Annotated in this window: 24 protein-coding genes and 2 pseudogenes; 14 read left to right on the top strand and 12 right to left on the bottom strand. The window is 68.4% G+C overall.

The features are described from left to right. Positions 1-109 precede the first annotated feature (109 nt). Positions 110-1114, bottom strand: coding sequence for a helix-turn-helix transcriptional regulator (locus tag BA175_RS24975; RefSeq protein ID WP_069173775.1), 1005 nt, complete (start codon positions 1112-1114; stop codon positions 110-112). Positions 1115-1203: 89 nt separating this feature from the next. On the opposite strand from BA175_RS24975, the gene BA175_RS24970 reads away from it, so the two are divergent. Both BA175_RS24970 and BA175_RS24965 read left to right on the top strand, forming a co-directional pair. After that, on the top strand, positions 1204-1602 hold the full coding sequence (locus tag BA175_RS24970; protein WP_069173774.1) for a VOC family protein: 399 nt from the start codon (positions 1204-1206) through the stop codon (positions 1600-1602). A 263-nt stretch (positions 1603-1865) separates the two neighbouring features. Continuing rightward, a complete protein-coding gene (locus BA175_RS24965; protein WP_069173773.1) occupies positions 1866-2300 on the top strand; it encodes a VOC family protein in 435 nt (144 codons plus the stop codon). Between the two features lie 492 nt (positions 2301-2792). Here the strand turns inward: BA175_RS24965 and map are convergent, their stop codons facing one another. Continuing rightward, on the bottom strand, positions 2793-3575 hold the full coding sequence (map, locus tag BA175_RS24960; RefSeq protein WP_069173772.1) for a type I methionyl aminopeptidase: 783 nt from the start codon (positions 3573-3575) through the stop codon (positions 2793-2795). Between the two features lie 66 nt (positions 3576-3641). Between map and BA175_RS24955 the strand changes: the two genes are divergently transcribed. Further along, positions 3642-3944 carry a helix-turn-helix transcriptional regulator gene (locus BA175_RS24955; RefSeq protein WP_069173771.1) on the top strand — a complete coding sequence of 101 codons (303 nt, stop codon included), beginning with the start codon at positions 3642-3644 and terminating at the stop codon, positions 3942-3944. Positions 3945-5200: 1256 nt separating this feature from the next. Here the strand turns inward: BA175_RS24955 and BA175_RS24945 are convergent. The 3 genes and pseudogenes from BA175_RS24945 to BA175_RS24935 form a co-directional block, all read right to left on the bottom strand. Next, positions 5201-5893: pseudogene (locus BA175_RS24945) on the bottom strand (carotenoid oxygenase family protein). A 135-nt stretch (positions 5894-6028) separates the two neighbouring features. Then, positions 6029-6646: a restriction endonuclease gene (locus BA175_RS24940; protein ID WP_107407656.1), complete on the bottom strand. Its 618-nt coding sequence runs from the start codon at positions 6644-6646 to the stop codon at positions 6029-6031. A 164-nt stretch (positions 6647-6810) separates the two neighbouring features. Beyond that, positions 6811-7020: a hypothetical protein gene (locus tag BA175_RS24935; RefSeq protein ID WP_069173769.1), complete on the bottom strand. Its 210-nt coding sequence runs from the start codon at positions 7018-7020 to the stop codon at positions 6811-6813. Positions 7021-7505: 485 nt separating this feature from the next. On the opposite strand from BA175_RS24935, the gene BA175_RS24930 reads away from it, so the two are divergent. Next, on the top strand, positions 7506-8111 hold the full coding sequence (locus BA175_RS24930) for a dihydrofolate reductase family protein (protein WP_069173768.1): 606 nt from the start codon (positions 7506-7508) through the stop codon (positions 8109-8111). Between the two features lie 446 nt (positions 8112-8557). Beyond that, entirely contained in the window at positions 8558-8722 is a 165-nt protein-coding gene (locus tag BA175_RS31305; protein WP_175420919.1) for a hypothetical protein, read from the top strand. 104 nt (positions 8723-8826) lie between these two features. Here the strand turns inward: BA175_RS31305 and BA175_RS24925 are convergent, their stop codons facing one another. Beyond that, positions 8827-9399 (bottom strand): hypothetical protein, encoded by a 573-nt coding sequence (locus BA175_RS24925; RefSeq protein WP_069173767.1) that lies wholly within the window; start codon positions 9397-9399, stop codon positions 8827-8829. A gap of 519 nt (positions 9400-9918) precedes the next feature. Here BA175_RS24925 and BA175_RS24920 point away from each other — a divergent pair. After that, positions 9919-10389 (top strand): hypothetical protein, encoded by a 471-nt coding sequence (locus tag BA175_RS24920; protein ID WP_254667979.1) that lies wholly within the window; start codon positions 9919-9921, stop codon positions 10387-10389. A 658-nt stretch (positions 10390-11047) separates the two neighbouring features. Further along, the gene (locus tag BA175_RS31470) at positions 11048-12991 is read left to right on the top strand and encodes an LGFP repeat-containing protein (RefSeq protein WP_217493241.1); all 1944 of its coding nucleotides are present in this window, start codon (positions 11048-11050) and stop codon (positions 12989-12991) included. Here the strand turns inward: BA175_RS31470 and BA175_RS32150 are convergent. The 6 genes from BA175_RS32150 to BA175_RS24890 form a co-directional block, all read right to left on the bottom strand. Then, positions 12969-13097 (bottom strand): hypothetical protein, encoded by a 129-nt coding sequence (locus BA175_RS32150; protein ID WP_302622500.1) that lies wholly within the window; start codon positions 13095-13097, stop codon positions 12969-12971. The genes BA175_RS31470 and BA175_RS32150 overlap by 23 nt on opposite strands. Positions 13098-13121: 24 nt before the next feature. Continuing rightward, positions 13122-13496 carry a hypothetical protein gene (locus BA175_RS24910; RefSeq protein WP_069173766.1) on the bottom strand — a complete coding sequence of 125 codons (375 nt, stop codon included), beginning with the start codon at positions 13494-13496 and terminating at the stop codon, positions 13122-13124. 151 nt (positions 13497-13647) lie between these two features. Next, positions 13648-14619 (bottom strand): terpene synthase family protein, encoded by a 972-nt coding sequence (locus BA175_RS24905; protein WP_069173765.1) that lies wholly within the window; start codon positions 14617-14619, stop codon positions 13648-13650. Beyond that, positions 14612-15406, bottom strand: a complete 795-nt coding sequence (locus tag BA175_RS24900) for a squalene/phytoene synthase family protein (protein WP_079159798.1) — start codon at positions 15404-15406, stop codon at positions 14612-14614. The genes BA175_RS24905 and BA175_RS24900 overlap by 8 nt, the downstream gene beginning before the upstream one ends. A 671-nt stretch (positions 15407-16077) precedes the next feature. Next, positions 16078-17571: an ABC1 kinase family protein gene (locus BA175_RS24895; protein WP_079159797.1), complete on the bottom strand. Its 1494-nt coding sequence runs from the start codon at positions 17569-17571 to the stop codon at positions 16078-16080. A gap of 65 nt (positions 17572-17636) precedes the next feature. After that, a complete protein-coding gene (locus BA175_RS24890; protein ID WP_069173763.1) occupies positions 17637-17867 on the bottom strand; it encodes a hypothetical protein in 231 nt (76 codons plus the stop codon). A gap of 1474 nt (positions 17868-19341) precedes the next feature. Here BA175_RS24890 and BA175_RS24885 point away from each other — a divergent pair. The 7 genes and pseudogenes from BA175_RS24885 to BA175_RS31465 all read left to right on the top strand — a co-directional run. Then, on the top strand, positions 19342-20631 hold the full coding sequence (locus BA175_RS24885; protein ID WP_079159796.1) for a cytochrome P450 family protein: 1290 nt from the start codon (positions 19342-19344) through the stop codon (positions 20629-20631). 511 nt (positions 20632-21142) lie between these two features. Then, complete coding sequence (locus tag BA175_RS24880) at positions 21143-22972, top strand: 1-deoxy-D-xylulose-5-phosphate synthase (RefSeq protein WP_079159836.1); 1830 nt, start codon at positions 21143-21145, stop codon at positions 22970-22972. Then, a complete protein-coding gene (ispG, locus tag BA175_RS24875) occupies positions 22969-24117 on the top strand; it encodes a flavodoxin-dependent (E)-4-hydroxy-3-methylbut-2-enyl-diphosphate synthase (protein WP_069173761.1) in 1149 nt (382 codons plus the stop codon). The genes BA175_RS24880 and ispG overlap by 4 nt, the downstream gene beginning before the upstream one ends. 216 nt (positions 24118-24333) lie before the next feature. Further along, positions 24334-25155: a polyprenyl synthetase family protein gene (locus BA175_RS24870; protein WP_254667978.1), complete on the top strand. Its 822-nt coding sequence runs from the start codon at positions 24334-24336 to the stop codon at positions 25153-25155. Continuing rightward, positions 25152-26156: a 4-hydroxy-3-methylbut-2-enyl diphosphate reductase gene (locus BA175_RS24865; RefSeq protein ID WP_079159795.1), complete on the top strand. Its 1005-nt coding sequence runs from the start codon at positions 25152-25154 to the stop codon at positions 26154-26156. The genes BA175_RS24870 and BA175_RS24865 overlap by 4 nt, the downstream gene beginning before the upstream one ends. 162 nt (positions 26157-26318) lie before the next feature. Continuing rightward, a complete protein-coding gene (locus BA175_RS31300) occupies positions 26319-26489 on the top strand; it encodes a hypothetical protein (RefSeq protein ID WP_175420918.1) in 171 nt (56 codons plus the stop codon). Positions 26490-26514: 25 nt separating this feature from the next. Beyond that, positions 26515-26702, top strand: a pseudogene (locus BA175_RS31465) (hypothetical protein); the annotation flags it as partial.

Below are 26702 nucleotides of genomic sequence, written 5' to 3'. Positions count from 1 at the left end.
GAGTCCCGAGTCGCCTCACGCGGCCCGCGAGGCCGGTATGCGGACCCGGCGGGCCGGCCGCCCGGACCGGTTGCCGGAGACGGCGGCCGGCCGAAGGGCAGCGGGGACGTCATTCCTCCGTGGGCGGTCCGCTCCTTGCCGAGTCCGCCAGCCGGGCGGCGAACGCGATGACGAGTCCGCGGAGCTCGTCCGGCCGCTCGATCACGAACGGACGGTCGAGCGAAGCGAGTACGGCAGGCAGCCAGTCGAGCCGCTCCACACGCATCTCGACGCGGGACCACACCCCCGGTCCCGGCTCGGGGCGGTCCTCCGGTGCCACGTCCGCCACGACGGCGAGGCCGGCCGGAAGCCGGTCCCGGACGGCGTCGGCCGCTCCCCGCACCAGCACGGCCACCTCGTGCCGGTACGGGGCGGTGGCGAGCACCGACAGGAGGCGCTCCGCCGGATCGAAGGAGACGGGCGGGTCGAACGAGCCGGGCAGGGTCCTCGCGTGGTCGATGCGGTCCAGCCGGAACGTACGGTCCTCACCGACCGTGAGGTCCGCCCCGGTGACGTACCACTTGCCGGAGTGGGCCACGAGCCCGTGCGGATGCAGCGTGCGGTCGCTGCGCCGCCCGTCGGCGGCGACGTACCGGAGGGCGACCGGCCGGTGATGGCGCACCGCGTCGGCGATCGGAAGGAGGACGCCGGCCTCGGGGGCTGTCGACGTGCCGGGCGGAGCCGTGAAGGCGAGGGAGTCGAGTACGGCGTCGAGCCTGCGGCCGAGCCGTTCGGGCAGGACGCGCCGGATCTTGGCGGCCGCGGTGTCGCTCGCCGTGCCCGCGGCGGTCAGCAGGCCCGCGCGGCGGCCCGCGAGCAGGCCGAGCAGTACGGCCAGGGCTTCGTCGTCGCTGAGCATGAGCGGGGGCATGCGGTAGCCGGAGGCGAGCCGGTAACCGCCGTAGCGGCCTCGCACCGACTCGACGGGTACGTCGAGGTCGAGGAGGTGATCGGCGTACCGGCGCACCGTGCGTTCGTCGACGCCGAGCCGGTCGGCGAGTTCGGCCACGGTCCGCAGGCCACCCGACTGCAGGAGTTCCAGCAGGACGAGGACGCGCGCGACGGGTCGGGACATGCGGCAAGTCTCCCGCACATACCGGGCGGATTCTGTCCGGTATCCCTTCTAGCGTGTGGGGCACAGCACCGACCGATCTGGAGTACCGCATGAACGTCGTCTCGATCCGCATCATCACGGGTGACGTCGCCCGCCTCGTCGACTTCTACGAGCGTGTCACCGGAGTGGCGGCGAACTGGTCCACCGAGGACTTCGCCGAGCTCAGGACTGCGTCCGCCACGCTGGCGATCGCCGGCACCCGCACCGTTCCGATGTTCGCGCCCGGCGCTGCCCGGCCGGCGGACAACCACAGCGTCATCATCGAGTTCCTGGTCGAGGACGTGGACCGCGTACACGGGAACCTGAAGGGCTTCGTGGCCGACATCGTCCAGGAGCCCACCACGATGCCCTGGGGCAACCGGTCGCTCCTCTTCCGCGACCCGGACGGCACTCTCGTCAACTTCTTCACGCCCGTCACCCCGGCCGCGATCGCCAAGTTCGCTCGCTGACGGAGCGCGGCCGTCCGGCTCCGGTGCCGAGTGGGGCAGGTACGGGCGGCCCCGCCCGGAATGTCCTCCCCGTGCCCCCTGTCCTGACCCGTCGAACGGGGCACCGTCTCACCGGGGCCGATGAGAAACGGACCACCGGACGCGACCGGGCCTCGACCGCAGTCGCCTGTGCAGGCCCCGCGAGATCACGAAAGCCCGCAGGAACGAAGCCGGATGCCGGCGAACCGCGGGCGCCACTGCGGGACGGCCCTTAAGGTGGTCCGATGCCGTCGATCAAGCAGGTCCAAATCACCTTCGACTGCGAAAGCCCTCGACGCGTCGCTCGTTTCTGGTGCGAGGTGCTGGGGTATGTCGAACCGCCGCCTCCGGAGGGGTTCGCCACCTGGGGCGAACACGAGCGATCGCTGCCGCCCGAGGAGCGGGACACGTGGGCTGCCTGCGTCGATCCGTCAGGTGTGGGCCCGCGGCTCTACTTCCAGCGCGTTCCGGAAGGGAAGTCCGTCAAGAACCGGGTGCATCTCGATGTGCGGGTCGGCACCGGGCTGGTGGGGGAGGAGCGCCTCGCCGCGCTCGAGGCCGAGTGCGCACGGCTGATCCCGCTCGGGGCGGTGCGCGGGCAGCTTCTGCTAGCCGATGAGGAGAACGAGTCGTGCCTCGGGATGCAGGACGTCGAGGGTAACGAGTTCTGCCTCGACTGAGGGGACGAGTGTTCCCCCTCGTCGCGGCCTCGACGGTCCGGACGAGGAACCGCTCCGGCGTCAGCTCGCCGCAGCGCGACGCGCCGGAACCGGCGAGCGGGACGGGCGTCCTGGTGGCGCCGGGCAGCGGCGTTCACGGTGATGTCTCGCGGGCCGCGTCGGCCGGCGAGGGTTCCGCTCCCCCTCTCGACCGCGGCCTTCGTCAGGCATACGGCGCACGGCCGGCCCTGAGCGACGGCGGTCGATGTCGGCGGCGTCATCGAGTCCGCAGACCTCCGCCGCACGGACGGTCGACGTGCCGGCCCTCGCCGGACAGCCAGGAGGGCCCGGCGGGAGGGCGACGGCCGTTCCTGCCGCTCCTCGGCGGTGCGGACGATCGCCGTCGAGTCCGCTCGGCTGTCCGGGGGAGACGGAGGCGCGAAGCTCTGCCCGAAGCCGTCGCGCTCGTCCCCGTGCGGTCTTTCGGCGGGGAGGAGCGTGACGGCTCCGGCCCTACGGTCGTGCCTGCTTCGGCAGGGTGAGGATCTCGGCTCCGTCGTCGGTGATGGCAATGGTGTGCTCGGTGTGCGCCGTCAGGCAGCCTGTCGCGCTCCGGAGCGTCCATCCATCGGCGTCGGTGACCAGTTCGGCCGTGTCCGCCATGACCCACGGTTCCAGGGCGAGGAGCAGCCCGGGGCGCAGTTTGTATCCGCGGCCGGGCCGCCCGGTGTTCGACACGTGCGGGTCCTGGTGCATCGTCGAACCGATGCCATGACCTCCGAACTCGGTGTTGATCGGGTATCCCGCCTCACTGAGGACCGTGCCGATGGCGTGGGAGATGTCGCCGATGCGGGCCCCGGGTCCGGCAGCCGCGATTCCTGCGGCCAGCGCGCGTTCCGTCGCCGCGATCATCGCGAGGCTCTCCGGGGGCTTGGTGTCGCCCACGACGAAGCTGATGGCGGCGTCCGCGGCGACTCCGCCTTTGGAGACGGCGAGGTCGAGTGTCAGGAGATCGCCGTCGGCGAGCGTGTAGTCGTGCGGCCGCCCGTGGAGCACGGCGTCGTTGACGGCTGTGCAGATGTAGTGACCGAACGGGCCGCGGCCGAAGGACGGCTCGTAGTCGACGTAGCAGGACACCGCTCCCGCCTCGACGATCATGGTCTTGGCCCACCGGTCGATGTCCAGCAGGTTGGTGCCGGGCGCGCTGCGGGTCTTGAGTGTCTGCAGGATGTCGGCGACCAAGGCGCCTGTGTCTTTCGCTCGGGCGACCAAGGTGGGGTTGAGGATCTCGATCATGCGGCGCCCTTCTCATGCTGCCAATAACTATACCGGCCATACTATACCGGTACTAGAATCGGGTTCATGGTCAGGTTGCCGCTCACTCCAGCAGAGGTCGAGCGCGGACAGCGTCTCGGTGCCCTTCTACGGCGCGCCAGGGGAGATCGCTCGATGCTCGATGTCGCACTCGACGCACGCGTATCACCGGAGACCCTCCGGAAGATCGAGTCGGGACGCGTGGCCACCCCCGCCTTCCCGACCATCGCGGCGATCGCCGATGTCCTCGGTCTCTCGCTCGATGCGGTGTGGACCGAGATCAGCCGGCCCGACCGGTGTGCCGAACCGGCTCGGTCCCGTCGCCGCGCACCGGAACAGGTGGCCTTGTAGGTCTCCGTCCCCGCCGCTGCACGGCTACGCCGCCCCGTCTCCCCTCCGAATCCGGAGCCGCCCGCCTTCCCCGGTCGCCCGAAGTGCGGTTCCGCTACGGGGTCGTCGAAGGATGTCTTAGGTCGCGTGTGTCGCGGTCCTGGCGGAGGTGACGCGCCACTGCGCCGGTGTACGGCGTGCCGGGGCGGTGAACCGTCGACGAGCGCCCGCGGAACGCACGGAGGGGCCCTGGTGCCGTGTCGGCACCAGGGCCCCGAAGGAACTGCTACACCATCCACCGGCCTTGTTCCCGGGCCGGCCTTCTCTTTCCGCAGCCCCGACCGGCTGGCTGTCGGGGGTGCGGGGATCGCGGTTGCGTGACCGGAGACCACCTCGCTGTCGATGTCCTGCGGTACCCGGACTCGGACTTCGGTCCGGGCGATCCCTGATGGCGCCCACTTCCTCCGTTCTTCCCTCTGTACTGATCACTTACCGAAGGGGAACTGCGCACTGCTGGTGACTTCGTACGTCTCGTACTGCGCCACTTCCGGCAACCGGCTCCCTTGCCCGTCCTGAGTCTGCTCTGGCTCGGAATCCCACTGCCGGACTTCCCGGTACGCGCGCACGCGGTCGAACGCCTTTACCGGGGTACCACTGAGAACCGCGTTGTCGGTACTGCCGTACTGCTCATGGCGCCCCCTGATGACTTCGGGGCCCCCGGTCCGGCCGTCAGCTCCGTCGCCGTCCTGCAACCACCATGGGTTCGGAACTCCACCGCCGCACCGTCCTGCACACTGCAACTGCGCACTGCTGAACGGCAGTTCATCTCTGCCGGGTTTTGCTCGATCTCCGTTACGAGAGAAACCATAGCCACGCCACTACTCAATGTCTACTCCCGCCACCATAGATTCTTGCGTGTTCGATGATGAGGTATTCCTCATCGAACGGCACAGGGTGAGTGGGGTGGGCCGACCTGCGTGGTGGGCACAGGCCGCCGCGCACAAGCCGGACCGTGATGCTCCGGCGTCCGGGGCGGCGGTTCGACGGGCGCGATGAGCGTCGATACCCCTGCCCGCCGTGACCGCGAGCACCGACCGGGGGATGCTCACGCGGAGCCGGACCTTCCTTCGGGGGAAGCACGGCGGCCGGGGGAGTGCGTCCGAAGCCTCACCTGCACTGCATCGGCGGTGCGCCGGCCCGCTCGGTCCTGGTCAATCAGGCCGACGCCCGGGGTCGCGACCGGGATCGGGATGGACCGGGCTCGGGGGAAAGCTCCCTCAGGCGTCCGGCACCCAGCTCCCGTGGAAACCGAGCGGCACCCGCCCCGGCAGGTGCACGCGGGCCAGTGGGTGGCCGGTGAAGTCCTGCGCGGAGAGGATCACCAGGTCGCTCGCGCCGCGGTCGGGATCGTGCACGTAGGACAGTAGGTAGCCGTCGTCCTCGTCCCGCGCCCCGCGCCGCGGGACGAGCACGGGCTCGCCGGCCGCCGCGCCGTCCGGGAAGCGGTGCACCTGCCGACTGCCGCGCAGCATGTCGTGCTTCACCAGACAGGTGGTGAACCGGTCGTCCGGCGGTACGCCGTCGACCGTCTCCTAGGCACGCCACATCTCCGCCGCGCTCGCCGCGTACGCGAAACGGTGCCGCCGTGACACCAGGGACTCGTTGACGCGGGGGAACTCCTGCGGCAGGTCGTCGATCCGGTCGACGCGGACGCGGCCCGCACGCAGGTCGATGGTCCAGCGGTCGAGCGCGGGCGCGCCGGTCGCACCAGGCCCTCCGTTCCCCCGGCCTGTGGCATGGAACGGCGCGGGCATGGTGGTGAGTTCCATGACGACGGTGTCGCCCCGGTCGTAGGCGTTGAGCGCGTGCGAGTGGAAGACCGGCGCGATCTCGAACCAGCGGACGGCCCCGCCGGTCCTCGGCCCCACCCCCACCCGCATCGGATGGTCGGGATTCCAGACGTACGGCACAGGAGCCCCCGCTGCGGCGGCCGCCCCGTCGAAGGTGCCCGGCACATCGTCGATCTGCTGCGCCGCCGAAGAAGAGTCAGGCGGCCTGGCACCCGTGCAGGGGGTGTCGCTGGTGCACCCACGCCCCCGGGGGGATCAGGACCCGGAAGCGGGACGTCGAGGGGAGGGGACCACCCCCAGGAGTCTCCACAGCGGAGTGGACCCGGCGGCCCACTGGGCGAGCAGTTGGCGGTCGACCAGGTGGAGCTCCTGGGAGCGGGCGAAGGCGACGGCATTGGACGTGAAGCGGCCGTTGGTGACCAGCACGACGACATCCCCCTTGTGGACGGGCCTCCCGGTGCCGTTGAGGACGTGCAGATCCGGGGTCCCGACCGCAGAGCCGGCCAGTCCGGCCCTGCGGTGCTTGCACTGGATCACCCACAGACGGCCGAAGGGATCGGTGGCCTTCACGTCGGCGCCGTTGTCACCTGCCCCACCGACCCGGACCGCGCCGGGGCAACCGTCACGGCGCATCAGATCCCTCACGGCTTCCTCGAACTGCCGGTGGTGCAAGGCGTCGATCTGCGGCAGCGCGTACCGCAGACCCCGCTCCCGGACCCGATCACGGCGGGCGGTCTCCCGGCGCCGGTGCGCCCACACCACACCGGCCGCTGCTGCGGCCAACAACAGCGCGACCGGCACCCAGGGGTGTGCGACCAGCCACCGCAGCGCGCCGACGAACAGGCTCCACACCACGGCGAGCACCAGGAGCAGCAGACCGGCTTGCTCCCGGCCGGAGGCCCGCCTCCGGCGGTGGGGAGCCGTACGACGTCTCGGTGCGGGCCGGCGTCGGGAGGCGGGAGACGTACCGCGCCGGCGGGTGGCACGCGTGACACGGCTGACCGAGGGGCTGCGAGTGCCCGGACGGGGGCGCGGGCTCACGTGCCGGCCTGCGAGACGCCGTTCACCAGCTGCTTGATCACGTCGAAGATGCCCTGGCCCACCGGGGTCGGCGCGATCACGATGCCCAGAGCCAGGACGAAGAGCGCGGTGTTGCGTTCCTCGACGCGGCTTCTGGCCTGGGTTCTGCGGCGTAGCCGCATCACCACGATGACCGCGAGCAGCACCCCCACGTTGATCGTCATCATGTGAAATCCGCTCCCGCCCGTGCTTGTGTCCTGTGCACTTTCCCGGCCTCTCCGAAGAGTCCGGAGTCCAGTGCAATCGACTGCGCACCCGGGGCGCAGCCGGTCGGTGCACGTTGGCGGGAACCTCGCCGGACGCTGTCCGGTTACCGTCCGGACATCCGTTCCCCCAGGTGACGAGGTCGAGGCACCGGCCCCGGCCGGCCACCCCGGTCCGCCGAGTGGACCGGTCCGGGAAGATCGGGCCGCAGACGGGGCGATGTCCGCCCAGGGCTCCCACTCGGCCGCGGCGAGAGCACCGGTGATCCCACGAGTGTGTGCGGCGGCCGGGCCGCCCGCCGCCGGCTGCGGCACCGGTCCCAAAGTCCCCGTACCGCTGCGGTCCGCCGGCGTGGGTACGTGCAGTTCGGCGAGCCGGAGCGCAGGAGTCCGGCACGATGAGTTCACGGTGCCGGGGCGGTCTACTCTTCCGACGAAGGGAGCGCACCATGCGCGAGATCATCGTTTGCACGTTCCTGACGCTGGACGGTGTCATGCAGGCGCCGGGGGGTCCGGACGAGGACACCGAAAGCGGCTTCGCGTACGGCGGCTGGCAGAAGCCGGTGACCGACGACGAGGTCGGCACGGCCGTCGCCGGCTGGTACGAGGGCTCCGACGCGATGCTGCTCGGCCGTAAGACGTACGACATCTTCGCTTCGTACTGGCCGACTGCCGATCCCGGCAACCCGTTCACCCATCGGATGAACAGCATGCACAAGTACGTGGCGTCCAGGACTCCGAAGACCCTCCGGTGGCAGAACTCCACACTGCTGGAAGGGGACGTCGTCGACGCCGTACGCACGCTCAAGGAGTCCGACGGCGCTGCCGTCAACGTCGTCGGCAGCGGAGACTTCGCCCAGACCCTCATGCGGCACGGCCTCGTCGACGAGTACCGGCTGACCATCCACCCGGTGATCATCGGGACCGGCAAGCGCCTGTTCGCCGGGGGCGCGATCCCCACTGCGCTGGAGCCGGTCAGCGTTTCGACGACGAAGGGTGGCACCGTCCTCGGCGTCTACCGGCCCAACGGGAAGCCCGCCTACGACAGCTACTAGTGCATGGCGCACGACCAGTGCTCACATGTGTCGTGACCCGCAGTGATCACCCGTGGCCAGCTGTGCGGACGGCGCGTGAGGGCGAGCCCGTCCGGGGCGGCGGCCGGCAGGAGCTGCGTGAGTCCGCCGCATGCGCGTCAGCGGCGTGCAGCAGGTCGCGGACCGGCCTCCGCACCCTGATGGCGTCGGACGTGGACACCGGGCACACTCGGCCGTGCCCCGCTCGCACGACTCGGCGACCTTCCGTGGTGCCACTCTGCCGGGCGGCACGGCATGCCGGGGTTCGCGCGCCGGTGTCATCCGCCGCAGGGCGGGTCGTAGGCCAGGTCGGGTGACACGTACTTCTTCCACAGGGCAGCACTCATGGCCTCCCGCGTCGACGCGCACAGGAGCGCACGGGCCCGTGCGGGAACGGCTCCGTCGGCGACAACCGCTACCGCATGGCCATGAAACGGTTCTGGGCCTGGCAGGACAAGAGCGAACGCACCCAGCACGCCTTTCTGCTCTGGGTGCGCATCGAGGTCCCGCCCGGGCACCGCACGCTGGCCCAGAAGATCGTCAACGACATGTACGCGCAGACAGGTGCCGCCGAGACCATCCCATTCGACTGATCCGCCCCGGCCCGCCCTACGTCTCGCACCCGCCCGCGTCACGAGCCGGCGTTCACGAGGATGACCGAGCACAGACCTTCTACACACGGAAGCCCGTCGCGGTGCTACGGGTTGGGTTGTTTGGGTATGCAGGTGCAGGGTGCGGTGGTGTTGTCGGGTCGGTTGGTGCGGGTGTGGTAGTACATGGCGATGATCATGGGGATGGTGACGAGGGTGTTGTAGAAGAGGTGGAGTTCTACGCGGGGTATGAGGAGTTGGATGAGGCTGGTGGGTGCGGGTTTGCCGAGTAGGTGGGTGCCGGTCTGGGCTTGGAGTAGGAGGAGGAGGTGTTCGAGGTGGTGCCATATCTGGATGGCGAGGGAGGTTTTCCACCAGGTGCCTGAGAGGCCGGTGAAGCCTGGGCGTAGGAGGGCCAGGCCGATCATCATGATCAGTGCGTAGCCGTAGTGCATCCATTCGGAGGTGACGAGCCAGGGGAAGGGGATGCCGAGTACGCCGCGTGCTTGGGGGATGGGCCAGCCCATGACGTAGATCTGGTAGGCCTGGACGAGGTGTTCGGCCCAGTGTGCGACGACGATGAGGAGGAAGACGCGCAGGCCGAGTTGGTGGTGGCGGCTGTTGAGGGAGTCGATCCCGTTCCGTAATGTGTGCGGTGGTGTTGCTGTGCTGGTGGTCATGTGGGGACCTCCGCGGTCGGGAGACGGTGGCTCATCACATCAGGGTTGTGGGGGTGGGGGCTTCTTCCTGCGTGCTCTGTTGGTGGGTGGGGGTTTCCGTTCGGGTGCGGGTGTGTTCGGGGCCGTCGTCGGTGTGGTGTCGGTGTGGTGGGTGGGCGTCCGTGTCGGGGTGTTGTGCGGGGGTTCCGGTCGTTGACCGACTGTTCGAGGTTGCCCGGGCCGTGTGGTGGCCGGATGTCTTGTCGGTGTCTGTGACGGTGTGCTGTTCGGGCCTGGTGGTATCTCCTCCCGGGTCATGCTTTCGACGGAGGGCAACGGTCATGCCGGGTCCGGGGAGTGCGCGGTCCTGTTATCGGTCCGTGAGGGACTTTGCGGGAAGCGTCGTGCTGGGCCCGAAGCGGGGCCGCGTGGAACTTTCCGCGGTTGGGGCGCGTGTGAGGTTGTGATCAATAGGTGCTCCGGGTGAGGTGCTCGAGCCGGATATGCTGCCCTCCGAAGTCAGGCATCAGGGGGATCTCGTTGGAGCGACGGAAGCTGATCGGGATCGGGATCGGGGCGGGGCTGGCGGTCCTACCCGCCTGGTGGGCCCTGCGGCAGGTGGCGAACGGGGCCCAGGGGGACTGGCACACCGACACGGCACCGCTGCAGCGGGCATTCCCGCTGCTGGGCCCGCTCACCGATGCCAAGTGGGTGAGCAGCCGGGACAACGACCGGGGCATACCGTCGCCGGAGCTGGTGATCTCGGGCTTCGCCCGGCTGACACGGGGGAAACTTGCCGAACTGACGGCGGCCCACGCCTTCGTCCCCGAGGGGCCGGCTGATGACTTCCCCTCGTGGTTCGAGAAGCCGCTCAAGGGGGAGGGGCCGGAGAACCCCCAGTGGATCCGGTCGCCCGAGCTCGACCGCGACGGCAACGGCCACTCCACCAAAATGTGGTTCGACCGTCGCAGCGACACCGTCCGCTTCCGGGCCCTCAACCCGTACGGTTAAGGGCTGTCCCGCAGTTCACGGCGGGCGCGCCACGACAGTTACGGCACCTCGTCGCGTTGTCGGAACGTCCACATGCATCCGGTATGCGGGCGTTCCTCCGCCTTGCGATGCCCGGCATCTGACGCCGCACGCTGATCCACCGGGAAGTGCGGGACAGCCCTTAGGTCCTGTCTCTTCGGACAGCTTCAGGTGCGGATCAGGATCGCTGCGAGGGCGGTGTGTCGCCCACCGGTCTGCTGGCCGGGCCGTTCCGGGACGACGGCGTCACGGCCGTCCGGGCCATCGAGTCGCGGGATTCCTGCTCGGCGGTGCGGTGGCCGTCGAGCTCGGCGTCGGCTTCGTGGCAGTACGCATTCACGGTCAACGGTCGTGTCGGGCTGGGCCGCTCTGTTCGGGTCGCCGGGCAGATCGGAGGAAGATGCCTGCGACGTGCAGTGCTGTTTCCGGGATCTTTCTCCCGGCGCTGCGGGCAGGGTCCCGGTGGTCGGACTTACGGGGAGAAGGTGCCGTGCCCGCAGGGCGAGACGCAAGCCAATGTCTTTGGCCTGTTAGTCGCTGTGACGCGTGGGTGCGGCCTGCTAGAAACGAAATATCATTTCCGTCGCCGGATTCCGCGGGGTTCAGGTCGCCCATCGCGATGTCACGCGGAAGGGACCGCATGTTACGTGTTCTGCGCAGCCTCAGCCTTGCCGCACTTCTGGCAGTCATGTCCTTGGTCGCATGCCCGCCGGTAAACGCCGTCACTCCGGTTCCGCGATCGTCGGTAGAGACGGTTGGGCAAGCTCCGCATTCGCCGGCTACGGCACCTTTCGCGGCTGAGTCGTGCTCGACGGCCTCGCCTGAACAGAAGGTGAGACCGGCGCAGTGGGCGCCGACGAAGAACCCCCAGACGTCGGTCGTATCGACACTGATGCGGTCCGACTGCGCGGTGATCCCCGCAGGGTTCACCAAGGAGCAGGCCGACAGGGCCGAGACGATGGAAGCCGCGCTGCTGGCCAGGGCCAAGGGCCCGCAGGCGCAGCCTCAGGAGGCGTCCCTCGCCGCAGCCGACTGTCAGGTGTACTGGCCCGCACCCTACGAGGTGTGCGGTGCAATCCGTGACAAGTACAACGCGCTCGGTGGCCCGAACAGCTTCCTCCTGTTTCCTACGTCGAACGAACTGACCAATCCCGATGGGCACGGCAAACGGTCGGTTTTCCAGAACGGGCCCATCTACTGGTCGGCCGAAAGAGGCGCGCACCCCGTGGTGAACCACTTCTTCGCCGCCTGGCAGCGCAACGGCTGGGAAGCCGGGTCGCTCGGCTATCCCACCTCGGACGAGATCGTCAACCCCGACAACGTCGGTCGGCGACAGCATTTTCAGGGCGGCACCATCTACTGGCGACTCAATGAGGCCTACTACGTCACGGGCGCAATCCGTGACAAGTGGGCCACGTCCGGTGCGGAAGGCGGCTGGCTCGGCTACCCGATCAGCGACGAGACCAAGTTGCCCGACGGCCAGGGCCGTATGAACCGCTTCGAGCACGGCGTCGTCTACTGGTCACCCGGCACAGGGGCGTACGCCGTCACTGGCGCTGTCCTGGACCAGTGGTCTCGCGCCGGATTCGAAGTGAGTTCCTACGGCTACCCGACGGCCGATCCAGTCACCCACCCGGGCGGAGTCCAGGAGCAACAGTTCCAGCGCGACCGTATCTACAGCTCCGGCCTGACGATTCCCGTCGCCTCAGGGGTTGCGCTGTCGCTGGGCGTGCCGTCGGCCGGCGACCTCCGACCCGAAGCCGTGGCAGAGGGAGTCGTACTGAACGGTCCCGGCTTCCAGGCCCGGTTCCAGCGCGTAGCCGACGACGGTTCGTTCGAGGCTTCGCTGGTGCGGCTGGACGCCGGGGCGCCCACGTCATTGGACTTGTTGTTCGGTGCACCTGCTGGTTACAGCCTTCGTGCGACGCCGCAACGGGTCGAACTCGTCGACTCGGCGGGAGCGGTCGTCGCGGGCGTCGGACTGCCCATGGGGTTCGATGCGAGTGGAGCATCGGTACCGGTTCAGACGAGTTTTGAGGGCAACAGGCTGCGGGTCCAGCTGGGCAACTCGACTGCGTATCCGATCGAGTTTCCCATGATCGCGGCGAAGGGGGACGCCCTGGAGGAGTGGTGGTCCCTCGGGGCTGAGCAACGCTTGACATGCCACGACGAACCCTACGACTGCGCCCGGGTCCGCAACGCGCGTGGGCCTGCGTACAACCTGTCGAAGGAAGCCTTTCCCGAGGCGACGGAGACGGACGACAATCGGATCGACGCCGCACGGCACTGCATCTGGAACGGGCTCATGACCGAGGGGGCCAACCAGGGATTCGCGCAGAGGATGGCCCGCGCCCACGAACTCGACGGGCGGAAGAACCCGGACTGGACCCCCAACGCTCAGCTGATGGACGTGTACAACAACAAGACCGGTGTCCAGGTGGGACTGAGGAACGAAGGATCGCCCGAGAACATCACATCCACCTGCATCCGATACGCGCAGGAGGCCCGGATCGTGCCCGAACCCGACACGATCGATCTGACCAATCCGGACGGGATCGACCTCATCGCACTCCGACACCCTTGACCGCTACGGCGCCGGCCATATCCACCTCGGCGTCGCCGCAGATGTCCTCGACCCGCTTGGTGTCGGCGGGCTGGCAGGCGTCGTGGCCGACGCTGGAGGAGTACACGTCGACGTAGCGGTCGCCGAAGAGCTACGTGGCCCGCTGGATCGTGCTGTTCAGCGGCTGAAGAGCGTTCTCGCGCAGCCAGTCGACGTCGGTGTGCTTGATCGAGCCCAGTTCGGTCAGGACGGGGAGGTTGCAGGTGCTGCCTTCCTCGGGCAGGACGGCCGGGTAGCCGACCGTGATCACCTGGGCGCTGGGCGCGGCCTCGTGCATCGTGGCCAGCATCTGGATGTACTCGTCCTGGACCCGGCCGACCCTGTCCTGGATGCTCTCCTCGCCCTCGGGCGGATTGGTGTAGTACTCCTGGCAGGTCTGGCGGGGGATCGCGCCCAGTTGCAGGCACTTGAGGCGCATGCCGCCGACGCCGATGGTGACGATGTCGGTCTGCTCTGCAGCTCCCACCCCTGATAGAGCAAGGCGGCCTGCTCCTGCGGAAAGATCTGCTGCCGCAGCAGGTCGCCCAGCGCCGCGCTCTGAGGCAGGTCCGTCTGTGGCGTCGTGCCTTGAGCGGTACGCGCCGTTCAGGCGGTCACCGAGGCGATCCGCAGAATGATCACGACTCGACAGGCGCTCCAGGGGCGTACCTCTTGGTCTCCTCCGTCCAGCACGGGTGTCCTGCGATGAGGTGCTGCAAAGCTTTGATGTAGGCAGCGCTGCCTGGCAGATTCCGGGCCTCTACCTGCCTGCACCGGTCACGGAACCGGGCTGTTAGGTCACCCAGTTCGGTGGCCGCCAGATGAAGGCCGTCTTGAACGGAACACCCGTGTTCCTCAGCGAGCAGTACGGGGAGATTGCGGACGCCGCGGCGTACGTCGTGGGGGCAGGTGGCGATCTCGTGGATGGTGGTCACTATTGCGGCGGACGTCGTGTTCAGTGCCTGTATGTCTGCGTCGAGCGCGACGTCGGGTGTCAGCTCGGTTGCGCAGAAGATTTCGAGCAGCGGGGGAAAGATCAGCAGTCCGCTGGTGTAGTAGCGGATGAGGCGGAACTGGGCGAGGCTCGGGCGGTAGCTGTCGCTCTTATGGCCTGCCTTGGCGCTATAACCGATGAGGGTGCGGAGGATCGCTTCCTGAATGCGGGACCACTGGTCCAAGGTGGCGAGGGGCCTGATGCGCCGGCACAGTTCGCGCAAAGCCCTCTCCATGGGGGTGTTGTGGACTGTGGCCGCTTGGGGGTCATGCACGATGATGTCGAAACTGAGCCATCGCTCGGCCAATTCGCGCATCTCGTCTTTGTCAGCCACCGGGTCGACAAGGCGGTCATCCAGCAAGACCATCCAGGCAAGCACGCAGCCCAGCAGAAGGGCGTGGTCAGGCTCGGCGTCAGGGCAGCTCCATGCCGCAAGCCGGCCCATGTGCATCTGCCGTGCGAAGGCTTCCTCCCGTCCAGGCTCGATCAGCCGGTGGCTCAGCATCCAGTCGATGGTGCGCTGATCGATCCAGTCGGCGCGGAGGTGAAGGCGGGCTTGGAAGAGCACGGGCAGCGGAGGGATCGTCAGTGTCTCGGCCGTGCGGGGGTCACTCATGACTGTGCTCCTTCGGCGATCGGGCAGGACCGGCCTTGTGGACTTGGGCCCACGCCACTTCCATCGCGCGACTGCACCAGGTGTGGGCAGGGCTGGGGTCGGGAAGTGCGGCAAGCATGACGTCGGCCAGTTCCAGTTCGGCCAGGGTGTAGGTTCGCAGGTCGGCGATCGACCATCCATCAGGCAGGAAGTCGATGCCTCGCGCCCGGTCGACGGCAAGATCTGCAAGGATGTTGGCGGCTTGGCATCCGCGGGCGTAGCTCATCATGGCGGTGCGGTCCACCTGAGTGCCGTCGTGCCAGGCCCACATGTCGCACAGCAGGGTGGCCACAACCCCGGCGACGGAGAAGGCGTAGTGGTCGAAGTCGTCGACGTCGCGGATGCGCCAGTTGCCGCGGGACCATACGGCCATGCGGTCGGACATGGCGATCGCGGCGTCCACGACTCGTGGCGCGATGAAGGGTGGCGCCAGCGCACACCAGTCGGCCAGGCGCAGGGACACTTCTGGCAGGGCATCGCGATGCTCGGCGAATACGGCATCCAGGCGACCGCCTATGTTGCGGGTCTGGAGCGCGCATGCCACTCCGGTCAACAGGCGGTCCTTGACGGACGCGGGAAGCCCGGGGTGGTCTTCGATCTCGTCGATGCCCCGGAAGAGCAAATAGAAGGAGAGCTTCGCCTCCTGGAGCCCGGCCGGCATCTGGGTAATCGGCCGGTAGTAGGTCGTGGACCAACGGTTCATCTCGCTCAGGGCCTTGTCCAGGCTGGGAGCGTGGGGGGTACCCATGGAGTTCTCCTTCGACGGTCGTCAGAGCCGGTGTCCGAGACGGGATTTCGAGCGGCTTTCGGGTTGCGCTCCCTGCGTGGGCGTCCGGATGTGACGCGCCGGGTTCTGCACGGCAGGCCGTCGGTGGGGGTAGCCCAAAGGGGCGCTATGTCCCACGGCGTAGTTGGAGGTGCCTGCGGGCTGTCCCGCAATGCACAGCGGGCGCGCGACGACGGCTGCGGCACCTCGCGCGTCGTCGGAACGCCCCTGTACATCCAGTATGCGGACGCCTCTCCGCCGCGCGTTGCCCCGCATCTGACGCCGCGCGCTGATCCACCGGGAATTGCGGGACACCCCTTAGCCGGTCAGCGGGAGCAGCTGCCATCCCGTCCGCCGCTTCACTGCGTGCCATGCCCGGGGAATCCGAGGCTTCGAGATGCCTTATGCGGGGGTTGCTGGCGCTGCCGTTCGGCGATGGTTTCCAGGGGGATTCGGTGGCGGGGCAGCCGGGGGTGGAGGTGTGGTGGGCATCCCGGCGGGAGGAAAGTGGGGGCAGCCCCGTGAGGGGGTCTGTCGTAGTCCGGGTTGAATGGGCGTCGGGACGGCTGGGGCTACTGCGTGGCTGGCCTGGATGCTGTCGGTGGGCTCCGGGGCACCGGCGTTGTCCCCCTGCGGGACGGTGTTCGTGGGTGTCAGTTCGGTCGGTGGCGGTTTGCGAGGGCCAGCAGGGTGAGTGCCACCGTCGTTTTGCTGGCTCGGGTGTCGTTGAAGCGCGTGTGGTTGTGCACGGTGAGCTGGCGGTTGGCCATGTCGTTCAGCGTGTGGAGTCCCTGACCGGGTCCCTGGGTCAGGGCACGTAGAGCGTGGAGGCTGTACTGCGCCAGTTGTTCGGGCGAGACGCTGTCGCGGGCCATTTCGATCAGGATGTCCTGCAGGACGTCGCGGATGCTGTCAGACAGCTTCAGGTCCGCGTGGATATGGCGGACGGTGCCTTCCATGTTGGCCACGGCTTTGCCCAGGATTGAGACGTTGGGTGAGGTCTGGATGCCGCGGTTGGTGGAGAAGGCGAGGACGGCGGTGAGGGCGACGCCGAAGTTCAGTTCGGCCAGCGAGGCGTCGGCGACGTGGGGCACGAAGCGGGCGATGTCGGCGGTGAAGCCGCCGATGTCGCTCCAGGGGGTGGTGGAGCCCAGCTGGATCCAGGACTGCGCGAGTGCCGGTCCGTCGTTGTAGGCCATGGCGATCATCGTGCCGAGCATCGCAGCGCTGGTGCTGCGGTCGATGCGGCCGACCATGCCCCAGTCGATGACGTGGGCTTTTCCGTCCGGACTGACCAGGACGTTCCCGGAGTGTGGATCGGCGTGGAAGGTTCGGTCGACGAAGAATGCCTTGAACATGAAGGCGACAAACTCTTTGGCCATCTTCCTGCGCTTTTTTCGACTCAGTTCGTCTTCTTTCAGCCGGTGGGCGGCCTGCCCGTCGGCCAGGGTCTGGACGAGGACCCGCGGAGTGGCGATGAGGGCTTTCGGTACTTTGATGGTCTTGAAATCTCTCGCGGCCTTCCGCGCGTTCTTCATGTTGGCGGCTTCCCGGGTGAAGTCCAGCTCGTCACTCATGGCGCGGAAGATGACGTCGAGCATGGCCCCGGTGTCGATGACCTCGTTGAACCGTGGTGCCACCCGTCTGATCACGCCGGTGACGCGCCGCAGGACAGTCATGTCGCCGAGCACGGTCTGGTGGGAGCCCGGTCGTTGAATCTTCACGACGCATGGAGTGCCGTCCCGGCGAGTGGCGCGGTACACCTGTGCGAGCGATGCTGCTCCCAGCGGCCGGTCGGTCTCGAACGAAGTGAATGCTTCTCGCCAGCCGGCCCCGAGCTCTGCCTCCAGCGTGGGTACGAAGGTGGCGAACGGCCGCACGGTTGCTTGGTCGGTCAGTAGAGCAAGCTCCTCGCGGATGTAGTCCGGCACGAAGTCCGGTCTGGTCGACAGGATCTGGCCGACCTTCACATAGAGGGGGCCGAGCTGTTCCAGGGCTTGTCGGATCGCCCGGGCACGTTGTTGTTCGGTGGTTGTCCCCGGTATGCCGTCGGCCTGTCTGCGGCGTCGTCGGGTGGCCCGGGACACTTCTTTCATACCGAGTTGGGCCAGTACATGAGCTGTGTGTCGCGCGCGATGTTCAACCACCGGGGTCCCGCTCCCTCGCCGTCTGAAGCTGACGTGTCGGAAGAATGAGGGGGTGTCGTGCGGTCTCAGCCGGCTTCGCGGCCCTGCTGCTTGGCCCGGTCGTGCTCGATGTACCGGTCGAGTTGCACGGTGAGCTTCTCCATCGCGCGTATGTTGCGCTGGACGAGCTTGCGGTTCTTCTCCTTCTTCTTTTTCTTTCCGGTGAGCGCTCTGCGCGTCGTGTCACGCGCACTCCGGCCGACATCGCTCGCCCGGTCCAGGACCTCATTGACGAGGCTTTCCCAACTTGTGGACATGGAGGATTTCCCGATCTGTTGGATGTTGCGATCGAATGTGCCGCCGGCCGACGTCCCTCGTCTACGACCGGGACCGAACGGAGGACGGGCCCCCGGCATCGTGGGCGGTGCGATGACCCGCTGTCGGCCGTCTGCACCCGGTGTTCGGCCAGTTAGTACGTTGATCGCATTTCTCAACCATTCGGCATTCCTGGACGTCGACGCAACCCTTACGAGGGGAGAGCGCGCAGCACACAGGGGGGTGCGCGCTGCCCTTGGAGCGCGACCGGGGCGCACGCCATACGTTGAAGTAGGCGACCGCGGCCGCGACAACTGCGGTCACCCCGGGCAGCCCGACCGCGATCGGGCTGCCCGGGGCAGTTCGAGGCAGGCAGAGAGGCATGTGACCTCCGGTCATGCCGTTGCGGCAGGCCGGCCTGCGTTGTCTGCGGACACTCTCGCTTGCGCCGTGACGACCTTGCGCTGCCGCGGCGTGGCGCTGCTGCAGGTGGGGCCACCGATTCCTGATGCCGCTACTGAGCCGTGCACCGGTGTGCGGCGTGGCGAGTGCGGGGGCGCGGACCAGGGGCTGATTTACGCCCAGTGCTCCTGGTGCGCCCTCCCTTTCGGTGTTGGCGGCCTGTAGACAGGGGCACCTGAACAGGTGTTCCCCTCACACAACGGCCGTGCATCCACGACGGATCCCGCGATCCTCGAGACGTTTGTCCGCGCCGGAAGGATCGCCCGAAATGGCACTGCCATCTTGCCCTGCCCCCACACCCCTCCGCCGTCTTCGGTACGCCATCCGTCGTTCGGTGCGGGGTCGCGTTCCCGCCTTCGCAGTGCTCCGAGAGAGACCCGGAAACGCCATGAGTGGCTCCCCGAAGCACCCCCGGCCGCGCAGGCCATAGCGCTCGCCGTTTTGGATGTCAGTACGATCAGTGGCCGGGAAGCCGTACGCGCGATGACGGCCAGACAGCGAAGCTCCGGCGCAGGACAGGCTGCACGCTACTCATGAAGAGGGAAGTGCATCCGGCGGGCGCCCGGGACCGTGCGTGGGCGTGGCGGAACCGCCCTGCCTCTCGTCTTCGAATCGCCCCGTGCCGTGTCCTTTCGACACCGACCCACCAGGTCTACGCCCACAAGGGCCTGGTCGGCCCGTGCCGCGGATTTCGACCACTCACGTCAGGCCGGCCGGACTGTCCGGCACCGCCTCGCGCCGCGGTGCTCGAGTGGTACGAGAACGAGAACTCATACCGCTCTGCCGCACTTTCGTAGGTGCTGTCGGGGGGACGTGTGATCGGCGGTCCGCCCCGGCCCCACAGCTCGCAAGCGGTGTGCATTTCAGGGCGTAGGCCTCCCACCTCACAACAGTTCTGGCCTTGGCGTTCGGCCCGGACTCGGTACAGCTTCCGTCGCGGTGAGCCGAACACAGCAGACGGACGCAAGGACACGGACCCAAGGAAACGTATGCCACATCCAGTTGGAGCTGCCGATGTACATCGACCGTTCGAAGTTCTCGCTCGACCAGCCCGTGTCCTCACTCGACCCGAGCCGGGGGACCTACGAGGAAGCAGCCGAGTGGCAGCGGCACGGCCCCGTGGTGCCGGTATCTCTTCCGGACGATGTCCGTGCCTGGGCAGCCGTGTCGGCCGAGGCGGCCCGGAGCGTCCTGAATCCGCACCCCGACCTCTCCAGCGATCCGCGGCACTGGGGTGCCTACACCCGCGGGGAGATACCCGCCGGATGGCCGCTGCTCCACCTGATCGTCGGGGAATCGTTGCTGAACGCGGACGGGGCCGCTCACCGCAGGCTCCGGGGCCTGGTGAGTCACGCCTTTACCCCCCGGCGCATCGAGGCGCTCGCGCCCCGGATCCAGGAAATCACGCGGGAACTGCTGGACGGCCTGGAGTCCGTGGAGCCGGAGGAGGTGATCGACCTCAAGGAGACCTTCGCCTACCCGCTCCCGCTACTCATCATCTGCGAGCTCTACGGTCTCACCGACCCCGAGCAGCAGCACCAGCTGCGCGCGCACTTCCGGACGATACTGAGCGTCGAGGTGAGCAGCGCCGAGCGGCAGGCGGCCACCATGGGGGAGCGCGAAGTCCTGGCACGCCTGGTCGCCGACCGGCGCGCTGCCCCGCTCGGCGACCTGACCAGCGCGCTGATCGAGGCGCTCGACGACGGCGGTGGAAAGCTGACGCCGAAGGAACTGATCGACACCCTGGAATTCATCCTTTCGGCCGGCCACGAGACAACGGTCAACGCGCTCACCAATACCGTCCTCGCCCTGCTCAGCCACCCCGACCAGCTCACCGCGGTCCTCGGCGGTGAGCTGAGCTGGCCGGCCGCTGTCGAGGCGGGCCTGTACTGGAAGGCCCCGGTGCGCACCGTGTTCATGCGCTACGCACTGCGGGACACCGTCCTGCACGGGGTGAGCGTGCGCCGCGGCGAGCCGATCGCCGTCAGTCTGGCCGCCGCAAACCGCGAACAACACGCGACGGCTCCGGCGCCCTTCGACGTGCACGACTCCCGCCAGTACCAACGCCAGCTCGCCTTCGGTGCCGGCCCTCACTACTGTCTCGGCGCGCCGCTCGCCCGCCTGGAGAGTTCGATCGGCCTCTCCCAGCTCTTCGGTCGGTTCCCCGCCATGCGGCTGGCCGTGCCCGAGTCGGAACTGAAGCCCGTCATCTCCACGGCGATCAACGGCCTCGCCGCTCTACCGGTCGTCCTGCGACCGGCCTCCGCCTCGAACTCCGGCGACCGCGCCGCGCAGCGCGAATGAGCGCGGTGCGCGTGCCGCTGTCGCGGGTTCGGCAGGAGCGGTCGGTCCCCGTGGACGCGACAGAGTGCCGGCGAGTCGATACGGGCCGTGAGAGGACGAGGCGTACGGCGGTCGGGGAGGCCGCGCAGGCAGCCACAGCTACCACGCGCTGTCACCCCCGCGGCAGCCAAGTTGCCGCCGCGGTCGGCGAATTGCCAGGCAGCACGGTGTGGGCGAGGCCGTCTGCTCGACTGGCGCGCGTTCCCCAGCGCGCCGCATGGCCGGGGCGGCTGAACCGCGTGTCGTCGAATCGGGTGGGGTTCGGCTGCGGCGGAAGGACGTGCTTCGAAGGCCGTCACACGTTCGCCCGCTACCCCTTCGCGCTTGTCCGCACCGCATCCGTGGCCCTGCCCCTCGGCACGTCGAGTTCGCCTACGCACGCATACATGGACCGCAGCGATGTCCCTGCTGAGACCTGGAGGTCAACATGACTGAGTTCTCCGAGGCACCTATGACCGGGCAACTCACCGCAATGAAAGATCGTGACCTGACGGCTGTCGATGGCCCGCAAGCCGTGCGCCGCCTGCAGGCCGGGCAGCTCGAGGTCCTGGCCAAAGATATCCGCACGTTCTTGATCGAGACGGTGTGTGCGTCGGGCGGGCATCTGGGACCGAATCTGGGTGTGGTGGAGCTGACCATCGCCCTGCACCGCGTCTTCGACTCGCCTCGCGACGCGATCCTTTTCGACACCGGCCACCAGGCATACGTCCACAAGATCCTGACCGGCCGCGCCGCGGGTTTCGACCGGCTACGTCAGGCCGGAGGACTGTCCGGCTATCCCTCGCGCAGTGAGTCGGAGCACGACTGGTACGAGAACTCCCATGCCTCCGCCTCACTCTCGTATGCCGACGGCCTGGCCAAGGCCAACGAGCTGCGTGGGCGTACCGACAGGTCTGTGGTAGCCGTGATCGGCGACGGTGCCATGACCGGCGGCATGGCGTGGGAAGCGCTGAACAACATCGGTGCCTGCGAGCGTCCAGTGGTGGTGGTCCTCAACGACAACGGCCGCTCCTACGCCCCGACCGGCGGAGCTCTCGCCAACCATCTGCGCACCCTCAAGCGCCCCGGCGACCGCGCCCCCACGGGCCAGGCGGTCACGACGGTGTTCACTCAGCTCGGGTTCACCTACCTGGGGCCCGTCGACGGTCACGACATCGGCGCCCTGCAGGCCACCTTGGAGCAGGCCCGCTCGTTGCGGCAGCCGGTGCTGGTCCACGCGGTGACCGTCAAAGGTTCGGGGTTCGGGCCGGCCGAGGGCGATGAGGCGGACTGCCTGCACGCGGTCGGAACCGTGGACGCGGTCACCGGCCGGCCTGTCGCCACCACGAGCCCGCCCGCCCCGTCATGGACCAGCTTCTTCGGTCAAGCCCTGCTGGAGCTGGCCGACGAACGTGAGGAACTGGTCGCCGTCACCGCAGCCATGCTCCGGCCCGCCGGCCTGTATCCGATGGCGGTGAAGTACCCCGATCGGGTCTTCGACGTCGGAATCGCCGAGCAGCACGCAGTCACCTCTGCGGCAGGCTTGGCCATGGGCGGCTTCCACCCCGTCGTCGCCCTCTATTCCACCTTCCTCACCCGGGCGGCGGACCAAGTCCTCATGGATGTGGCCCTGCACCGGCTTCCCGTGACCTTCGTTCTTGACCGGGCCGGCGTCACAGGACCCGACGGAGCCTCGCACCACGGCATGTGGGACGCCTCCCTGCTGGGCATGGTGCCGGGGCTGCGCATCGCTGCCCCCCGCGACGGCTGCCAGCTGCGGGCCCTGTTGCGCGAAGCCACCGCGCACGACGAAGGGCCCACCGCCATCCGCTTCCCCAAGGGGATACCTGGCAAGGACATCGAGGCCGTACGTCACATGGACGGTGTCGACGTCCTGTCGGAGGGGGGAATCCGCGATGTACTCCTGCTCTCCTACGGACCGATGGCACCCATGTGCCTGCAAGCGGCCCAGCAGCTGACGCAGCAGGGAATCGGCGTCACCGTCGCAGACCCGCGGTGGGCCGCCCCTGTCACACCGGGGCTGCTCGACTTGGCCGCCGGCCACCGGCTGGTGATCACGGTGGAAGACAACTCCCGCGCCGGCGGCCTCGGCGACGCATTCGCCATGTGCCTACGCGACCACGCCATCACCACCCCCGTACACGTCCTGGGACTGCCACGCGCCTTCCTCGCGCACGGCGGGCGCGAACAACTACTCACACGCGCAGGCCTGTCATCCGTCCAGATCGTTTCCACAGCCCTGCGTGCCGGCGCCGCAAAGCCCCTGGACCACACCATGACCCCCGACGGGAGCCCCCGATGACCGCTGTCGATCTACCCATGCCGACCTTGTCCGCCGCTCCCCCCGCGACAGAACGCAGGCGCAGTCGGCAGATCCGCGTCGCCAACGTGCCCGTGGGCGGCGGAGCACCGGTTTCCGTGCAATCCATGACCACCACTCCCACCGCGGATGTGGACGCGACGCTGCAGCAGATCGCCGAACTGACCGCGGCCGGCTGTGAAATCGTGAGGGTCGCGGTGCCCTCCCAGGACGACGCCGACGCCCTGCCCGCGATCGCCCGGAAGTCGAAGATTCCGGTCATCGCCGACATCCACTTCCAGCCTCGCTACGTCTTCGCCGCGCTGGACGCCGGCTGTGCCGCGGTGCGGGTCAATCCCGGCAACATCAGAGCCTTCGACGACAAAGTCAAAGAGATCGCGAAGGCCGCCACGGCGGCCGGGGTGCCGATCCGCATCGGCGTCAACGCCGGCAGTCTGGACCGTCGGCTGCTGGCCAAGCACGGCAAAGCCACCCCTGAGGCGCTGGCCCAGTCCGCGCTGTGGGAATGCTCCCTGTTCGAGGAGCACGGCTTCACCGACCTGAAGATCTCCGTCAAACACCACGACCCGATGACCATGGTCGCCGCCTACCGGCGGCTCGCCGCCGCCTGCGACTACCCCTTGCACCTGGGCGTCACCGAAGCCGGCCCTCCGCCCCAGGGCACCATCAAATCTGCGACCGCCTTCGCGATCCTCCTCGCCGAGGGGATCGGCGACACCATCCGCGTCTCCCTCACCGCTCCCCCCGTCGAAGAGGTCAAGACGGGCATTCAGATCCTGCAGTCGCTGGGACTGCGCGCCCGCCGGCTGGAAATCGTCTCCTGTCCCTCCTGCGGCCGTGCCCAAGTCGACGTCTACGCCCTCACCGAACGGGTCACTGCCGCCCTGGACGGCTTCCCCTACCCGCTGCGCGTCGCGGTCATGGGCTGCGTCGTCAACGGCCCCGGCGAGGCCCGCGAAGCCGACCTCGGCGTCGCCTCCGGCAACGGCAAGGGCCAGATCTTCGTCAGGGGGAAGGTCGTCAAGACCGTCTCCGAATCGAAAATCGTCGATGCACTCGTCGAGGAAGCCATCCGGCTGGGCGAGGGACTCGACGCGGCCGCCGCGGAAGAGGGTGAGACCTCATGAGTACCCAGGCCCCAGCAGCCTTCTTCGACCAGGACGCTGTGCGACGCGCGGTCGACACCGTCCTCACCGGCTTCCTGGCCTTCCAGACCCGCGAGGCCCACCGCAGGAACCTGCCGCAACAGGCCGCCCAAGCGTTGAGTGGATTCCTCGACGCGGGAGGCAAACGCATCCGCCCCGTGCTGTGCGTCGCCGGCTGGCAGGCCGCGGGGGGCACCGGTGCCCCCCCACCCTGTTCTCCGGGCTGCGGCGTCGCTGGAGATCTTCCACGCCGCCATGCTCATCCACGACGACATCATCGACGCCTCTGACACCCGCCGCGGCCGGCCCACCGTCCACCGCAAGATCAGTACCGAAGCCGCCATCCTCATCGGCGACCTCGCCCTCGTCTTCGCCGACGAACTCCTCCACGGCGCGGGCCTCACCTCCGACCAGCTCAAAGCGGCCCTGCCCGTCGCCAACACCCTGCGCGCCGACACCATCTACGGGCAGTGCCTCGACCTCTCCCACACCGGCCAACCCACCGTCGGCCTGGACCAAGCGCTGGCCATCACCCGATACAAGACCGCGAAATACACCGTCGAGGGGCCCCTACTGCTCGGGGCGTCCCTCGCCCCGGCACCCGGCAGCCACACATGCAGGCCGGCCCTGACCGCCTACGGCATCCCCGTGGGCGAAGCCTTCCAGCTCCGCGACGACCTCCTGGGCGTCTTCGGCAATCCCCACGACACCGGCAAACCCGCCCTCGACGACCTGAGAGAAGGCAAAGCCACCGTCCTCATGGCCCTCGCGCTGCGTAGCGCCACCCCCGCGCAACACCGCACGCTGCTCCGCCACGTCGGCGACAGGACTCTCGACGACGATGGCGCCGAACAGGTCCGCACCATCCTCATCGACACCGGAGCCCGCACAACAGTCGAAGCAATGATCGCCCAGCGCCGTCAAGAGGCGCTGACCACCCTGGACACCGCCGACCTACCCGTGCACATGGTGGCCGCATTGCGGTCCATAGCCTTCAGCGCGACTGCGAGGACCACATGAATCCGGCACCTTCCTCTTCAACGCCTGCGCGGCGGCCCGGCCGCGTCCTGCTCGCATCACCTCGCAGCTGGTGCGCAGGAGTCGACCGCGCTGTACTCGCCGTGGAGAAGGCCCTGGAGCAGTACGGGGCCCCGATCTACGTCCGCCACGAGATCGTGCACAACAAATACGTCGTGCAAACCCTGGAGAAGAAGGGCGCGATCTTCGTCGACGTCACCGCGGAGGTCCCCGAGGGCTCCATCGTGATGTTCTCCGCGCACGGCGTCGCCCCCACCGTCCACGCGGAGGCCGCCGAGCGCAAGCTCGCCACGATCGACGCGACGTGCCCCCTGGTGACCAAGGTGCACAAGGAGGTTGTGCGCTATGCCAAGGAGGACTACGACATCCTCCTGATCGGCCACGAGGGCCACGAGGAGGTCATCGGGACGAGCGGCGAGGCCCCCGACCACATCACCCTGGTCGACGGACCCGAGGACGTGGCCAACGTCGAGGTCCGCGACGAGTCGAAGGTCGTCTGGCTCTCCCAGACCACCCTCTCCGTCGACGAGACGATGGAGACGGTCGATGCCCTCAAGAGCAAGTTCCCGAACCTCCTCTCCCCGCCGAGCGACGACATCTGCTACGCCACGCAGAACCGCCAGATCGCGGTGAAGAAGCTGGCCGAGGACGCCGAACTGGTCATCGTCGTCGGCTCGAAGAACTCATCCAACTCGATCCGCATGGTCGAGGTCGCCCTGGACGCCGGTGCGCCGGCCGCCCACCTGGTCGACTTCGCCTCCGAGATCGACGAGGCCTGGCTGGACGGCGTCACCACGGTCGGCCTCACCTCGGGTGCCTCGGTGCCCGACGTCCTGGTCGACGGTGTGCTCGAGTGGCTCGGCGAGCGGGGTTACGCGGACGTCGAGACGGTGAGGACCGCCGACGAGTCGATCACCTTCTCGCTGCCCAAGGAGCTCCGGCGCGACCTGCGCGCCCAGGCCGCCGCACTCTTCGCGGAGTGACGACGCGGATGCGTCCGCCCGCCACCGCGCGGGCGGACGCACACCGCGCCCTGGTCCCACGCTCCCGGCACCGAGAGAACGGGGACCGCACGCCCACCTCCCACCTCCGCCTCACCATCCGACCGCCACCTGCACCACACGCAGCAGCGCAGGGAGTTCTCCATGCTGACCCGCCCCCGGAGCATCGTGTTCTGGATGGTGCTGATCATCGTGCTCTACATCATCGGAACCGCCCCCAGCGAGTTCGCCCACGCCATCACCAACACCTGGCGCACCACCGACCAATTCTTCACCTCCCTCAGCATCTTCATACGCACCCTCGAATCCACCTGACCATCCCTCAGGAAGGGGTCAAGCCGTGCACATACCGACCACCGTGCAAAAGCTCTTCCTCAGCACGACCCTCGCGCTCACTCTCGGCGGATGCGCCCTGCCGACGCCCCCCAGCAACCCCGCACCGCCGCCCCCTGCCCCTGGCCCCATAGACATCGACATCCACCTGCCACCCCCCGCCCCCCAGCAACCCCCGTTCGCCAAGAACCGGCT

It is taken from the genome of Streptomyces griseus (assembly GCF_001715295.1).
GTDB classification, from domain to species: domain Bacteria; phylum Actinomycetota; class Actinomycetes; order Streptomycetales; family Streptomycetaceae; genus Streptomyces; species Streptomyces griseus_G.
Note: the sequence above shows the minus strand (reverse complement) of the source record. Positions and strands in the feature narration are given on the sequence as shown.